Genomic DNA, 14,261 nt, shown 5'->3' on the forward strand with positions numbered 1-14,261 from the left:
CGTCCGCGCGGGCGCCCCGGACGCGCCGCCGGGCCCGGCTCGCGAGCTGCCGCGCGGCGGCGGGCGTCCGGTCCACGACCGGGGCGATCTCGTCGAACGGGACGGCGAACATGTCGTGCAGGACGAAGGCCAGCCGCTCGGCGGGCGAGAGCGTCTCCAGGACGACCAGCAGCGCCAGGCCGACCGAGTCCGAGAGGACGGCGGCCTCGGCGGGGTCCTCGGCCTCGGCGGGAAGGTCCGGTTCCTCGGGCAGGTCCGGTTCGTCCCAGGACACCTCGCGGCGCGTCGTCCGGGCGCGGAGCATGTTCAGCGCGACCCGGCCGACGATCGTGGTCAGCCAGCCGCCGAGGTTGTCCACGCCGTCGTCGCCGGCGCGGCTCACCCGCAGCCACGCCTCCTGGACGGCGTCGTCCGCCTCGGTGTCCGAGCCGAGCACGCGGTACGCGACCGCGTGCAGGTGGGCGCGGTGCTCCTCGAACCGCGCCGCCAGCGACTCCTCGCCGTTCACATGCGCCTCCCATCGGTGCCCCTCACGACCCTGACCCGCGGGGGAGCGCGGTTGTGACGGCCGGCCACCGGAAGCTCCCCGCCGCCGGGCGCCGAGGTCCTTCGGTGGTCGGAAACCGGGATCTCGCGGGGTCAGACGCCGAGGTCCTTCAGCCGCTCGGGGTCGGCGATGATGTCCAGCGTCGTGATGCGCCCGTTCACGACGGTGACGGCCATGAGCGACTGGGCGCTGCCGCCGGTCACGTTGAGCGCGCCGATGCCGCCGTTGACCACGATCGTCTGGATGTCCCCGGCGATCCGGCGGAACATGAGCGCCTGGCCAGCGATGTTCCGCGCGCCCCGGACGACGCGCAGCGCGCCGCCCGCGCCCGTGTCCACGCGCAGCACGACGTCCGGGTCGAGGATCGCGACGAGCCCTTCCAGGTCGCCCTCGCGGGCCGCCGCGAGGAACGCCTCGACGGCGCGGCGCTGCCGGTCGAGGTCCGGGTCGGCGGCGGGGGCCGACTCCTTGACCCGGCGGCGGGCGCGGCTGGCGATCTGGCGGGTCGCGGCGGGCGTCCGGTCGATGACCGCCGCGATCTCGTCGAACGGGACGGCGAACATGTCGTGCAGGACGAACGCCAGCCGCTCGACGGGGGCGAGCGTCTCCATGACGACCATCAGCGCGATCCCGACCTGGTCGGCGACCAGCACCTCGCGCTCGGGGTCGTGCGCGACGATCGGGTCGGGCAGCCGTTCGTCGCCGAGCTCCTCGCGCCTGGCCCGGCGGGCGCGCAGCATGTCGAGGCAGACGCGTCCGGTGACGGTGGTGAGCCAGCCGGAGAGGTTCGCGACGTCCGACACGTCCGTCCGGCCGAGCCGGAACCAGGTCTCCTGGACGGCGTCCTCGGCCTCGCTGAGCGAGCCGAGCATGCGGTAGGCGACCGAGCGCAGGTGCGCGCGCTGCTCCTCGAACCGCTCGGCCAGCGCATCGTCCGGGTTCACCTGTCACACACTCCCACACCGGGTCCGTCGGATGGACGAACCGCAACATAGACGATCAACCGGGGCCGGTGGCCGGCGGGTGGTCACCGCTCGCGCGGCGGCTCCGCGGCGGGACGGCCGTCCTCGTCGTACGGGAAGAGCGTCCCGAGGACGGGCCGGGCGGCGGCCTCCGGGTCGGTGCCGACCTCCGGGGGGAGCGCGCCGCTCAGCCACAGCCCGGCGAACCCGTGCGCGATCGACCAGGCGGCCAGCGCGGCCTCCGGTTCGGGTGACAGCGGCCGGACGGCGTCGCCGAGCAGCTCGTCCGCGCGCGTGCGGGCGGCGGTGAGCTCCGGATCGTCCGGCCGGTAGAGCTCGGGGCGGAACATCACCTCGAAGTAGGCGCGGTGCCGCACCGCGAACCGGACGTAGGCGACGCCGAGGTCGAGCAGCCCGTCGCCGGCGGCGGTGAGGGCGTCGGCGAGCAGGCCGAAGCCCTCGGCGGCGAGCGCGGTCAGCAGGCCGGTCTTGTCGCCGAAGTGGTGCGCGGGCGCGGCGTGCGAGACCCCGGCGCGGCGGGCCAGCTCGCGCAGGCTCCAGCCGGACGGCCCGGACTCCTCGATCGCGGCGACCGCGGCGTCCATGACGGCGCGGCGCAGGTTGCCGTGGTGGTAGCGGGAACTCACCGGTCCAGCCTAGGGCAGGCCGGACGGAACTTGACGTTGACAAGTTCGGGTCGTCCGGCTGAAACTGGTCAGTGTCAAGATGACGTCGAACCGACGGAGGGGCGCCATGCCCACGCTGCCCTGGACCACCCCCGAGACCCCCGACCCGGACGGCAAGGCGGTGGTCATGGCGTCCCGGCTGGAGGTGCGGTCGCTGCGCCACGTGCCCGGCTTCTTCCTGGCCTCGATGGCGCTGCTGCGGCAGGCGCGGCGCTCGCCGGGGGCGCTGGGGCTCGCGCTGCGCGCCGAACCGCTCCGGCGGACGTTCTGGACGGTCTCCGCGTGGACGGACCGGGAGGCGGTGAACGCCTACGCGTCCGCCGAGCCGCACCGGTCGTCGATGCGCGCCAAGCGGAAGGTCATGCGGGAGTCGGTGTTCGTGTTCTGGAGCGTCCCGGCGTCCGACCTCCCGATCGGATGGGACGAGGTCGAACGCCGGATCGCCGAAAAGCGGGGTGAAATCGCGGGAGAAGCCGGGGATCAGCCCAGCCGGTAGCGCCGGGTCGCGTTCTCCACGAACAGTTTGCGCCGCTCATCAGCGGAAAGGTCCGACGTGACGTCCTGATAGGCGGTCATCAGTTCGGCGTAGGTGCCGGAAAGTCCGTCCACCGGGAAATTGCTGCCGAAGAAGCAGCGGTCGACGCCGAAAAGGTCGAGGCAGGTCTCGACATAGGGGCGCAGGGCGGCGGCGTCGAGCCGGCCGAGCGGCATTCCCAGACCGGAGATCTTGCAGTCCACGCGGGGCAGCGCGGCGAGCTTGGCCAGGCCCCGCCGCCAGTCGATGAACCCCTCCGGGTGGCCCGTCTCGGGCCAGCCCGCGTGCTCCAGGACGACCCGCACGTCCGGGGCCTCGGCGAGCGCCGCCAGGTAGGCGTCCACCTCCGGCGCGCGGATCACCTGGTCGAGGACGAGGTCGCGTTTCCCCAGCTCACGCAGGAGCGCGGTGGCGGTGTCGCCCTCCGGGGACAGGCCCGCGTAGACCCGGACGCCCCGGAACAGCGGGCTGCGCGCCTGCTCGTCGAGCTGGGCCTCGACGACGGGTGGCGACACGTCCGGGTCCACCGATCCGATGATCGCCGACGGGCGGTCCGGCGCGTCCATGCCGTCCAGCCAGCGCGTCTCGTCCAGGAACGCGCCCGGGACGGTCGTGGCCGAGACGTGCACGGTGCCGAGCAGCCTGACCCCGGCGGCCTCGGCGTCCCGCCGGAACCGCTCGGGCGGATAGTCGCGCGGCACCTCCGGTAGCGTCGCGTGAAGCATCGGGTACCAGTCGTGCACGCTCGACTTCCAATGATGGACATGGGCGTCCACGAACTCCAGAACGGTCACCAAAGACCCCTTTCGGCTGTGGTTGGACATCTTGGCCGAAAAAGGGGTAGGAGGTCGATCCCCGTGTTAGCCGGACAAAGCAGTCAACATTCCGTCGAGCAGCGCGAGCTGCCGCTCCGGGGGAAAGCGGTCCGGATCGAACAGCACCTGCACGGTCAGGCCGTGGGTGAACGCGACCAGCGTCGCCGTGACGTCGTCCAGGTCGGCGTCTCGGGGCAGTTCGCCGAGGTCGTGGGCCTGCTCGACGAACGGCCGCAGCCGCTCGGACCGGATCCGCTCGTACCGGCCCGTCTCCCGGGCGCCGAGGTCGGGGTCCGCGAGCGCGGCGTCCCATGAGCTGACCCACACCCGGTTCATCTCGACGGCCGTGTCCGAGATCGGCAGCACGTCGGCCAGCACCTCGCGCACCGCCGCCATGCCGCGCCCGGACGGGGTGAGGCGGCCCGCGACCGTCCGGTCCTCGGCGAGGTCGAGCGCGTGGGCGACCAGCGCCTTCTTGCTGGGGAAGTAGTGGGTCAGCAGCCCCGTGGACGCGCCCATCTCGGCGGCGACCGCGCGGAGGGTCAGGCCGTCGAAGCCGTGCGCGGCCAGCACCCGCCACACCGCCTCCGACACGTCGCGGCGCCGGGCGTCGTGGTCTCCCTTGGCGGGCACGGTATCGGTTTCCTTCCGGTCGGCGGTGCGGGCTATGGTGCGTAACAAACGTTCGGTACGCACATTACAGGAGGTCGGGATGCTGTCCCTGAAACTGGCCGAGGGAGCCGAACTGCGTCCGCTGGAGCCGTGGCAGGCGGCCGAGTTCTACGCGCAGGTGGAGAAGGTCCGCGACGACATCCGCCCGTACATCCCGTTCGCCGCCAGGGTCTTCGACGAGGACGCCGCGCGCGCGTACCTGCAGGGCTTCGCCGACTCCCAGGCCGCCGACGGCGCGCGCCTCTACGGCATCTGGGTGGACGGCGTGCTCAGCGGCGGCACCCTGTTCCGGACCTTCGACGCCAGGCAGCGCGTCTGCGAGGTCGGCGTGTGGCTCGACCCGGACGTGCGCGGACGCGGCCTGATCACGAAGGCGGTGGGCGCGATGATCGACTGGGCGGTCCACGAGCGCGGCATGCTGCGCGTGGAATGGTGCTGCGAGCCGTCGAACGAGGCGAGCATCGCGACGGCCAGGCGGATCGGCTTCACCTACGAGGGCACCATCCGGCAGGGCTTCAACTTCGACGGCCGGCAGCGCGACTACCAGATGTGGGCCGTCCTCGCCGACGAGTGGCGGTCCAAGGGCTGACCGCGGGGCCGGTCCTCACCGTTTGGCACGTTCCAACGGCTCCTGTCGAGCGGCATCGCCGTCGAAAAAGGTGGCCGTTGTCCGGGTCTGTCCCGCTAGGCTAAGCGACATTCTTCGTTTAGTCCTTACAGGAAGGCCCGCCGCGTGGGGATCGAGCATGTCGTCATGCTGCTGGCGGCCGCGATGGGCGCGGGCTGGGTGGACGCGGTCGTCGGCGGGGGCGGGCTGATCCAGCTCCCCGCGCTGCTGCTGCTCAACCCGGGGCAGCCGGTCGCCACCGCGCTCGCCACGAACAAGGTCGCCTCGATCGCCGGGACGTCCAGCGCGGCCTACGCCTACCTGCGCCGCACGAAGATCGACCGGACCGTCGCGGTCGCCGGGGCGGGGCTGGCGGTCGCGGGGTCGGCGGCGGGCGCGCTGTGCGCCTCGGTGATCTCCTCGGAGGTCTTCAAGCCGGTCATCATGGTCGTCCTGCTGGCGGTCGCGGCGCTGGTGGTGCTCCGCCCGAACCTCGGCCGCGAGCCCCGGCTCGTGCTGCGCACCCGCCGCCGGGTCGCCGCCGCGATCCTGGTCCCCGGCCTCGCCATCGCCTTCTACGACGGCATCCTCGGCCCCGGCACCGGGACGTTCCTGGTCGTGGTGTTCACCGCCCTGCTCGGCATCGACTTCGTGCACGCCTCCGCGCACGCGAAGGTCATCAACGTCAGCACCAACTTCGGCGCCCTGCTGGTGTTCGCCGCCCAGGGGCACGTCCTGTGGGCGCTCGGCCTCGGCATGGCCGCCGCGAACGCGGCCGGAGCCCAGCTCGGAGCGCGCACTGCCATCAAGCGCGGCTCGGGGTTCGTGCGGGCCGTCCTGCTGGTCGTGGTGACGCTGCTGGTCGCCAAGCTCGGCTACGAGCAGTTCGCCGCCCGGTCGTAGCCGACACCCGCGCCGGACGTAGGGGACGCCTGCTACGGCACCGGTGTCCGCCGAGGTCGGCGGGTCAGCCCGCGTACGGGACCGGGAGCGGCTTCTCCAGCGCGGACAGGCTCAGGATGACCAGCGACGACGTCCAGCCGAGCGGCGCGACGGCCGCCGGGCGCCCGTACTCGTCCACCTTCTCCGGCAGCGCGCCCAGGGACGTGCGGTGCGCCGACAGCCAGTCCAGCCGCGCCATCGCCTCGGCCGGACGGCCCGCCGCAGCGGCCGACAGCGTGAACAGCGCCATCTCCGGCGTCCAGGCGACCTTCGCGTTGCCCGACCAGCGCTCGCCCGGCAGCACGCCGCCGTTCGGCAGCGCGAGCTTGCCGGCGGCGGTGCGGACGGCCTCGGTCACGTCCGGGTCGGCCGGGCCGAACGGCGGGCTGAGGAAGGTCACCGAGGTGTCCATGAGCCCGCCCCGGACGGGGGAGCGCGGGTAGCCGAGCGGCGCGAACCTCGCCGCGACGCCGTTCTCCACCCGGTTCGCGGCCGTCCGGTACCGGTTCGCCCGGTCCGGGTGGCCGAGGTCGCGGGCGAGCGCGGCGGCCGACCGCAGCCCGGCCAGCACCGGCCCGACGACGCCGAGCGTGGCGCGCCGCGGGTCCTGCTCGGACGAGGCGGGCCGCTCCCAGTAGTCCGAGGACGGCGGCGGCAGGCCGTCCGAGCGCAGCGACGCGGTCAGCCGGTCGGCGGCGCGGCGCACCATCTGCCACAGCTCGGGGAGGTCCGCGGCGGCGCGGGCGTTCTCGGTGTGGAAGAACCACGCGGCCCACAGCACCCAGCCGAGCGAGTCGAGCTGCGCGTGCCGGCCGTCCGCGACGGGGCTGCCGTCGGGGTTGTAGCGGGCGGCCCACATCCCGGTGGTGGTCTGGACGCGGGCGAGGAACCGCAGGATCCGCCGGGCCTCGGCCGGGTGGTCGGTCACGGTGAACGCCGCCGCCGCGAACGCCGAGTCGCGCGGCCACGAGTACTGCCACGCGCCGTACCAGGACGCCAGGGACGCGCCGTTCGGCCTGGTCAGAAGCCGCAGGTCCTGGAGCGCGCGGGCGGCCATGTCGCGGTAGCCGTCGGCCTTGGCGGTGGCCGCCTCCACGGTGAGCGGGGCGTTGCCGCCGTCCGCGCGCTCGGGGCCGTCCGTCGGCGTCGCGGACGGGGTGGCCGTGGGCGACGGACTAGGGGTGAGCTTCGGCTTGGGCCCGCCCGGCTTCCCGGCGACCGGCGGACGCGTCGGAGCCCCCGTCGTCGGGACCTGCGCCCCAGTCACCCTCGGCCGCACCGGCGTGCAGCCCCGCGCGGCGATCGCGGCGTCCGCGGCCGGCCCCGCGGCCGGTCCCACGGTCGAACCGGTGGGTGAGCCGGTGGCCGCGCCGGGGGATGAGCCGGGGGACGAGCCGGTGGACGAGCCGGTGGACGGCTGCTCGGCGCTCCCGCGGAGCGGCGCCCCGGCCCCGCCGGAGGCCTGCAGGACGTCGTCGCCGCGCGGCACGCGGGTCTTCCCGGTTTGCGGACAGGGCACGAGCCAGGGAATGAGCCGGCCCGGAACCGTCCCGCGCGCCAGCCAGGTCTGGTCACCGCGGACGGCCTCGGCCACGCGCGGATCGGAACCGGAGACGGTGACGGCCTCCTCGCCGCCGGTCGGGACGAGCCGGATCCGCCCGTCCGCGAGCCGCACCACCGAGGAGTCGGGGAGGTAGCGCGCGCCGTGGGCGTCCGACGGCGGCAGCGGGTCCCCGGCGAACGGCCAGCCGCCCCCGCCGACCAGACCGGGGCTGGCCCACTCCGGCTCCCCGGCCTCCGGAAGCGAGACGCCGCAGGTCGCGGCCAGTGCGGAGACCAGCAGAAGGGCCGCCGCGCGGCGCACCCGCCCGGGCCAGGCCGTCGGCCACACCGCCGGGCCGACTCCGCTGTCCGCCACCGCACCTCCCCCTTGAGACGGGGCTTAGTACATCAAACTCCGCCAAACGCCGCAGTCGACCCGGAGGACGGACGCGGCATTCGACGCACGGATTCCTACCCGCCCCAAACCCCCGGATCCCGCCCCGGACGCGGGCACGGAAAGCGCGGGATGAGGAACTTCACACCCCTTCCGGGAACACCGCGGGACCCCGGCGGCGTGACCATGGACGCGAGTTGACTAGGCTCCTTCGACGGAGCGGACCGCAGAGTGGCGGCCGCACGGCGCCATGAGTCCCCGTGTACCCCCCACTCCTCCGCGGTCATTGGCTGTCGATCCGTTAAGGACGCCTCGTGGACCTGTTCGAACATCAGGCAAAGGAACTCTTTGCCGAGTACGGGGTACCGGTGCCCACCGGCAAGGTCGCCCATACTCCCCAGGAAGCGCGTGCCATCGCGGAGGAGCTCTTCTCCGCTGGCAGCAAGAAGGTCGTCGTCAAGGCCCAGGTGAAGACCGGTGGCCGCGGCAAGGCCGGCGGCGTGAAGCTCGCCGACAACGCCGACGAGGCGGAGGCCCTGGCCGGCCAGATCCTCGGCATGGACATCAAGGGCCACACGGTCCACAAGGTCCTGGTCGAGGAGGGCTCGGCGATCGCGCAGGAGTACTACTTCTCCTTCCTGCTCGACCGCGCGAACCGCACCTTCCTCTCCATCTGCTCCGTCGAGGGCGGTGTGGAGATCGAGGAGGTGCCGCACGACCAGCTCGCCATGGTCCCGGTCTCGCCGCTGGACGGCATCGACCTGGCCAGGGCGCGGCAGATCGCCGAGCAGGGCCGCCTCCCCGAGGAGGCCCTGGACGGCGCCGCCGCGATCATCGAGCGGCTCTGGGCCGTGTTCACCGACGAGGACGCCACCCTCGTCGAGGTGAACCCGATGATCCTCACCGCCGACGGCGAGGTGAAGGCCCTCGACGGCAAGGTCTCGCTGGACGACAACGCGTCGTTCCGGCAGGAGCACGACAAGCTCGAGGACAAGGCCAGCGCCGACCCGCTGGAGGCCAAGGCCAAGGCCCTCGACCTGAACTACGTCAAGCTCGAGGGCAACGTCGGCATCATCGGCAACGGCGCGGGCCTGGTCATGTCCACCCTGGACGTGGTGGCCTACGCCGGTGAGCGGCACGGCGGCATGAAGCCCGCCAACTTCCTCGACATCGGCGGCGGCGCGTCCGCCGAGGTGATGGCCAACGGCCTGGAGATCGTCCTGTCGGACGCCGACGTCAAGTCGGTGTTCGTCAACGTCTTCGGCGGCATCACCGCGTGCGACGCCGTCGCCAACGGCATCGTGTCGGCCTACAAGCTGCTCGCGGACCGCGGCGAGGCCGTGGACCGCCCGCTGGTCGTCCGGCTCGACGGCAACAACGCCGAGCTCGGCCGCCAGATCCTGAAGGACGCGGCGCTGCCCGGCGTCCAGCAGGTCGAGACCATGGACGACGCGGCCGAGCGGGCCGCCGAACTCGCCGCGGCAGGTGCGTGAAATGGCCATCTGGCTCACTGAGAACAGCAAGATCATCGTCCAGGGCATCACCGGTTCCGAGGGCTCCAAGCACGGCCGCCGGATGCTCGCCTCGGGCGCCCAGGTCGTCGGCGGCGTGAACGCCCGCAAGGCCGGCACCACCGTCGACTTCGACGGCACCGAGCTCCCGGTCTTCGGCACCGTCAAGGAGGCCATGGAGCGGACCGGCGCGGACGTGTCGGTCGTCTTCGTGCCGCCGAAGTTCACCAAGGACGCCGTGGTCGAGGCGATCGACGCCGAGATCCCGCTGTGCGTGGTCATCACCGAGGGCATCCCGGTGCACGACACCGCCTACTTCTGGGCGTACGCCGAGTCCAAGGGCAACAAGACCCGGATCATCGGGCCGAACTGCCCGGGCATCGCGTCCCCCGGCAAGTCCAACGCGGGCATCATCCCGGCCGACATCACCACGCCCGGCCGCATCGGCCTGGTGTCCAAGTCGGGCACGCTGACCTACCAGATGATGTACGAGCTGCGTGACTTCGGGTTCTCCACCTGCGTCGGCATCGGCGGCGACCCGATCATCGGCACCACGCACATCGATGCCCTCCAGGCGTTCCAGGACGACCCCGACACCGACGCCATCGTCATGATCGGCGAGATCGGCGGCGACGCCGAGGAGCGCGCGGCGGCCTTCATCGAGAAGAACGTCACCAAGCCGGTCGTCGGCTACGTGGCGGGCTTCACCGCGCCCGAGGGCAAGACGATGGGCCACGCCGGCGCCATCGTCTCCGGCTCCGCGGGCACCGCCCAGGCCAAGAAGGAGGCCCTGGAGAAGGTCGGCGTCCGGGTCGGCAAGACCCCGAGCGAGACCGCCCGCCTCATGGCGGAGATCATGCGCAACCTCTGATCCCTTCGATCAGGCCCACGAAGGACGCCCGAGCCGCACACCCGCGGCGCGGGCGTCTTTCGTATTCCCGGACGTCCGGATCTCCGGGTCTCTGACCCCGGACGTCCGGACGTCCAGGCCGGGTGTTTCGCACGCCTTTCTGGGCGTTCCGCACGTTCCTCCGGGCGGTTCCGCGCGGGTCTAGAACATGAACGGTGCTCATGTTCTAATGAGGGAGCGCTTCACCCCCACCCCCCTGGAGCGGCCATGAGACCCCCGCGCATCCCCCGCCTCCCTCTCGCCTCCCGGCCTCCCGCCCGCAGGGCTCCGCGTGTGTCGCGCGGCGCGTCCGTCGGGCGGGCTCGGCGCGCCCCGCGCACTCCGCGCGCCGTCACCGTCCTGCTGGCGGCCCTGCTCTGCGCCCTCGGCACGGCCTCGGCGGCGCACGCCGTCCGCCCTGCCTCCGCGCCCGCCTCCGCGCCCGCCTCCCTGCCCGGCTCGACGGCCGGGACCGTCCGCGGGCTGCTGGACGGGCACACCCACATCGAGGGCGCCGACGACATGGGCGGCCGGATGATCTGCGGCGAGCCGTTCGACCCCGACGGCATCGCCGCGGCGCTGCACGACTGCGCCGACCACTACCCGAACGGCGAGCTGGCCGTCTTCGAGAACTTCCTGAAGAACGGCACCCCGCTCGGCACGCACGACCCGATCGGCTGGCCCACCTTCAGGGACTGGCCCGCGCACGACTCGCTCACCCACCAGCAGGTCTACTACACCTGGCTGGAACGGGCCTGGAAGGGCGGGCTCCGGATCATCGTCGACCAGTACGTCGCGAACCGGGTGCTCTGCGAGCTGTACCCGCTCAAGAAGAACCCCTGCGACGAGGACGCCACGATCGACCTCGAACACGGCAAGGCCGTCCGGATGCAGGACTACATCGACTCCCTGAACGGCGGCCCGGGCAAGGGCTGGTTCCGGATCGTCCGGACGCCCGAGGAGGCCCGGACGGTCGCCGCGTCCGGGAAGCTCGCCGTGGTCGAGGGCATCGAGACGTCCGAGCCGTTCGGATGCCGCGAGATCCGCGACGTCCCGCAGTGCACCGAGAAGCAGATCGACGCGGGTCTGGACCACATGCAGGCCCAGGGCGTGAGCACCATGTTCGTCTGCCACAAGTTCGACAACGCGCTCTGCGGCGTCCGGATGGACGGCGGGACCGGCGGGGTCGCCGTCAACCTCGGCAACCTCGTCGGGACCGGCCACTTCTGGGACGTCCGCACCTGCACCGGCCCCGCGCACGACAACACGGTCACGCCGCAGGTCACCCTGCCCGCCGCCGTCACCTCGGCGCTCGGCCTGCCGAACCTGCCCGCGCCGCTCTACCCGGCCGCGCCGCACTGCAACACCCGCGGGCTGACCGCGCTCGGCGCGTACATGGTGAAGCAGATGATCAAGCGGAAGATGATCATCCAGATCGACCACATGAGCGTCAAGGCCGCCGACCAGACCCTCACCCTGCTGGAGCAGGCGCACTACCCGGGCGTCATCTCCTCCCACAGCTGGACCGACCCCGGCTTCTACGAGCGGATCTACCGGCTCGGCGGCATGATCACCGAGTACGGCTCGCCCGCCGACCAGTTCGCGGGCGGCTGGCGGACCGCCAAGCAGGCGTTCCAGCAGGCGGGCGGGCAGGGCCTGTTCGGGTTCGGCTACGGCCTGGACGCCAACGGCTTCGGCAAGCTGCCCGCTCCGCGCGCGGGCGGCGACGTCCAGTACCCGTTCACGGCGCTCAGCGGCGTCACGCTCGACCGCCTGCGCACCGGACTGCGCACCTGGGACGTCAACGCGGACGGGGTCGCCAACTACGGCCTCGTCCCCGACTGGATCGAGGACATCCGCAAGACCGACGGCCCCGAGCTGACCGGCGACCTCGCCAACGGGGCCGAGGCGTACCTCCGCATGTGGGAGAGGACAGCCGCCTATACGCCGCCGTCCACTCCCTGACCACCCCGGTCGCGCACATGTGCGGACGCCGGGCGCCCCACCGCATCACGCGGCGGGACGCCCGGCGTCTCCACGTAGCAGACGGCTCCGTGCCGCAGGACGTCCGGCGTCTTCGCTGTGTTGCGGGCCTCGGCGCATTGCGGACCGGCCTGGGCCGGGACGGCGGCTCAGGAGCGCTTGATCTGGTGGACGGGCGGGGGCGGCCCGTCGCCGGGGACGCCCGCCGGGCCCACCGGCGGGAGCTTGCCCGGCCGGGGCGTCGGCGCGGTGCCCTGCGCCGGGTCGCCGAGCCGGGCGGTGGCCCAGGTCAGGAACTTCGGGAACGCCGGGTTCCACGCGGCGTAGGTGTGCCGGGCGTGCGGGATCGTGACCATCGGCGCGTCCTGGCCGTGGCTCTGCAGGACGCTGTGGAACAGCCTCGCGTCCGCCACGTCCCCGCGGTCGGAACCGCCCGCCATCAGCCAGAACGCGGGCAGCCTCGCCGCCGGAGGGGCGTTGGTGACCCGCCACAGCGGGTCGTTCTCCAGGCGCGCGCGGGCGTCGCCGCCGAACGGGTCGGAGCCGTGCTCCGGAAGCGGCTGGAAGTAGCCGCTCATCACCCCGGCGAGGCCGAACACCCCCGGGTGCCGCAGCGCCAGGTTCGCCGCGCAGAACCCGCCCTCGGAGAACCCGGCGACGCCCCAGTGCGCGCCGACCGGCTCGGCGCGGAACGACGTCTCCACGGCGGTCGGGACGTCCTCGGCGAGGTAGGTGTCGTTGCGGGCGCCCCTCGGCCGGTCGAGGCACTGCGAACCGCCCGCGCCGTGCGCGTTCCCGTTGATGTTGGGCATCACCAGGATCGACGGCCTGGCCTGGTGCCGGTCGACCATCGACCTGAAGGTGGTGGTGACGTGCAGGCCGCGCTGCCAGTCCTCCGGCTCGCCGGGGGAGCCGTGCAGCAGCTCCAGCACCGGGAACCGCGCCGAGGCGTACCGCGCCTGGAAGTACTGCGGCGGCAGGTACACCAGGCCCTCGCGGCTGATCCGGCTCTTGGAGCCCGCCAGCGCCGTCGTCACCAGCAGGCCGTCCCGCGCCGGGGCGCCTCCGGTCTTGAGGTTCTTGCCGCCGCCCGGCGGCAGCGCCTGCACCCCCGGATGCCGTCCGGCCAGGTCGTCGACCAGGTCGCCCCAGGTCTGGTAGTAGTCGTAGAACCGGTTGACCAGGGCCATGCCGAAGACCGACGACAGCGCGAATGCCAGCACCCCCGCGCCGATCCGCAGCCCCACGTGCGGCCCCTGCCTGGCCAGGACGTACGCCAGACCGCCGACGGCCGCGACCATCAGCAGCAGAACGAGCATGCTCTGCGGACCGAACACCCGCATCCCTCCCCGTGGGACTGCGGACGGCCCCCACCCCCGTCGGGGGCGCGCCCGCTCCTGATGCGCACAACGAGACGGAACCGCGTGGTGATTCCGGGCCCCGGCCGTCGCCGCGTGCTCTGCGTCCATCCTGCCGCGTCCGGGCGGTGTTCGCGCCGACGCCGCCCGGCGCAAAGGCGACACGCCGGGTCCGGGCGGCCGTCGGACGAGGCGAGGGTGTCAGCATGGACGCCGTGAGCGAGACGGGACGGCAGCGGACGGCGACGACCGGTACGACGGCGGGCATCCCGGCGGGCCCGTCGTCCGGTGCGTCCCCAGGGGCGGCTCCGGGTTCCCCGGCGGCCTCGCAGACCACGCGGACCGCCTCGGCGGCCGACCGCGCGGAGCCGGCGGCCGAGCGCGCAGCGCCGGGAGCGGGAAAGGGCGGCTCCCGGCCGGCGCCGCCGGCCCCGGTTCAGCGCCCGCTCTGGGCCACCGGGCTCGTCGCCGCGTTCTGGTGCATCGGGATCGGCCTCGCCGTGCTCACCACCGTCACCCTGATCGGCTGGATCGCCGCGCCCCGCACCGCCTTCGGGCACGGCCTGCCCGGCGTGTTCCGGACGGCGGTGAACTTCTGGCTGGTCTCGCACCACGCGGGCTTCTCGGTCGACCGCGGACGCGTCGGACTGCTGCCGCTCGGCGTCCTGCTGATCCCCGGCGCGCTGCTGTACCGCAGCGGCGGCTGGATGATCCGGCGGCTGCTGCCCCGGGACGAGGCGGGGCAGCCGGTCGCGGCGGGGCCGACGGGCGCGCGGCGCGCCGTCCTCGGCGCCGCCGTCGCGCTGGCCGTCCCGTAC

The 14,261-nt window shown here is 73.3% G+C and carries 14 protein-coding genes; 7 read left to right on the plus strand and 7 right to left on the minus strand.

Annotation, left to right across the window (positions count from 1 at the left end; genetic code table 11):
• From DZF91_RS35880 to DZF91_RS35890, 3 genes are all read right to left on the minus strand, one after another.
• Positions 1–508, minus strand: a 508-nt coding sequence (locus DZF91_RS35880; protein WP_117361479.1) for a sigma-70 family RNA polymerase sigma factor, incomplete at its 3' end; no start/stop codon positions are given.
• Positions 509–639: 131 nt separating this feature from the next.
• Positions 640–1,491, minus strand: a complete 852-nt coding sequence (locus tag DZF91_RS35885; RefSeq protein WP_117361480.1) for a sigma-70 family RNA polymerase sigma factor — start codon at positions 1,489–1,491, stop codon at positions 640–642.
• A gap of 83 nt (positions 1,492–1,574) precedes the next feature.
• Complete coding sequence (locus DZF91_RS35890) at positions 1,575–2,156, minus strand: TetR/AcrR family transcriptional regulator (protein WP_235834808.1); 582 nt, start codon at positions 2,154–2,156, stop codon at positions 1,575–1,577.
• 106 nt (positions 2,157–2,262) lie between these two features.
• On the opposite strand from DZF91_RS35890, the gene DZF91_RS35895 reads away from it, so the two are divergent.
• Positions 2,263–2,691: a DUF3291 domain-containing protein gene (locus tag DZF91_RS35895; protein ID WP_117361481.1), complete on the plus strand. Its 429-nt coding sequence runs from the start codon at positions 2,263–2,265 to the stop codon at positions 2,689–2,691.
• Here DZF91_RS35895 and DZF91_RS35900 read toward each other — a convergent pair.
• Together DZF91_RS35900 and DZF91_RS35905 are read right to left on the minus strand one after the other, a co-directional pair.
• Entirely contained in the window at positions 2,676–3,524 is an 849-nt protein-coding gene (locus DZF91_RS35900; protein WP_158588122.1) for an amidohydrolase family protein, read from the minus strand. The two genes, DZF91_RS35895 and DZF91_RS35900, sit on opposite strands and share 16 nt — an antisense overlap.
• 66 nt (positions 3,525–3,590) lie before the next feature.
• The gene (locus tag DZF91_RS35905) at positions 3,591–4,178 is read right to left on the minus strand and encodes a TetR/AcrR family transcriptional regulator (protein WP_117361483.1); all 588 of its coding nucleotides are present in this window, start codon (positions 4,176–4,178) and stop codon (positions 3,591–3,593) included.
• 79 nt (positions 4,179–4,257) lie between these two features.
• Here DZF91_RS35905 and DZF91_RS35910 point away from each other — a divergent pair, with 79 nt between their 5' ends.
• A complete protein-coding gene (locus DZF91_RS35910; protein ID WP_117361484.1) occupies positions 4,258–4,806 on the plus strand; it encodes a GNAT family N-acetyltransferase in 549 nt (182 codons plus the stop codon).
• A gap of 144 nt (positions 4,807–4,950) precedes the next feature.
• The gene (locus tag DZF91_RS35915; protein ID WP_117361485.1) at positions 4,951–5,727 is read left to right on the plus strand and encodes a TSUP family transporter; all 777 of its coding nucleotides are present in this window, start codon (positions 4,951–4,953) and stop codon (positions 5,725–5,727) included.
• Between the two features lie 64 nt (positions 5,728–5,791).
• Here the strand turns inward: DZF91_RS35915 and DZF91_RS35920 are convergent, their stop codons facing one another.
• Positions 5,792–7,684 (minus strand): glycoside hydrolase family 15 protein, encoded by a 1,893-nt coding sequence (locus tag DZF91_RS35920; protein WP_235834809.1) that lies wholly within the window; start codon positions 7,682–7,684, stop codon positions 5,792–5,794.
• Positions 7,685–8,016: 332 nt separating this feature from the next.
• On the opposite strand from DZF91_RS35920, the gene sucC reads away from it, so the two are divergent.
• From sucC to DZF91_RS35940, 3 genes are all read left to right on the plus strand, one after another.
• Positions 8,017–9,195 carry an ADP-forming succinate--CoA ligase subunit beta gene (gene sucC, locus DZF91_RS35930; protein WP_117361486.1) on the plus strand — a complete coding sequence of 393 codons (1,179 nt, stop codon included), beginning with the start codon at positions 8,017–8,019 and terminating at the stop codon, positions 9,193–9,195.
• A gap of 1 nt (position 9,196) precedes the next feature.
• On the plus strand, positions 9,197–10,084 hold the full coding sequence (sucD, locus tag DZF91_RS35935; protein ID WP_117361487.1) for a succinate--CoA ligase subunit alpha: 888 nt from the start codon (positions 9,197–9,199) through the stop codon (positions 10,082–10,084).
• Positions 10,085–10,396: 312 nt separating this feature from the next.
• A complete protein-coding gene (locus DZF91_RS35940; protein ID WP_117361488.1) occupies positions 10,397–12,067 on the plus strand; it encodes an amidohydrolase family protein in 1,671 nt (556 codons plus the stop codon).
• Positions 12,068–12,234: 167 nt separating this feature from the next.
• Here DZF91_RS35940 and DZF91_RS35945 read toward each other — a convergent pair whose 3' ends face one another.
• On the minus strand, positions 12,235–13,428 hold the full coding sequence (locus tag DZF91_RS35945) for an alpha/beta hydrolase (RefSeq protein WP_158588124.1): 1,194 nt from the start codon (positions 13,426–13,428) through the stop codon (positions 12,235–12,237).
• Positions 13,429–13,649: 221 nt separating this feature from the next.
• On the opposite strand from DZF91_RS35945, the gene DZF91_RS42480 reads away from it, so the two are divergent.
• The coding region (locus DZF91_RS42480) for a cell division protein PerM (protein ID WP_235834810.1) at positions 13,650–14,261 on the plus strand (612 nt) is incomplete at its 3' end.

The organism is Actinomadura logoneensis, from assembly GCF_003428695.1.
In the GTDB taxonomy this organism is placed as follows: Bacteria; Actinomycetota; Actinomycetes; order Streptosporangiales; family Streptosporangiaceae; genus Spirillospora; species Spirillospora logoneensis.

What these genes read in the sequence shown, in the direction of transcription:
- sucD (WP_117361487.1), top strand. Translation starts at nt 9,197, where the DNA reads ATGGCCATCTGGCTCACTGAGAACAGCAAGATCATCGTCCAGGGCATC.
- DZF91_RS35945 (WP_158588124.1), bottom strand. Translation starts at nt 13,428, where the DNA reads ATGCGGGTGTTCGGTCCGCAGAGCATGCTCGTTCTGCTGCTGATGGTC.
- DZF91_RS35895 (WP_117361481.1), top strand. Translation starts at nt 2,263, where the DNA reads ATGCCCACGCTGCCCTGGACCACCCCCGAGACCCCCGACCCGGACGGC.
- DZF91_RS35910 (WP_117361484.1), top strand. Translation starts at nt 4,258, where the DNA reads ATGCTGTCCCTGAAACTGGCCGAGGGAGCCGAACTGCGTCCGCTGGAG.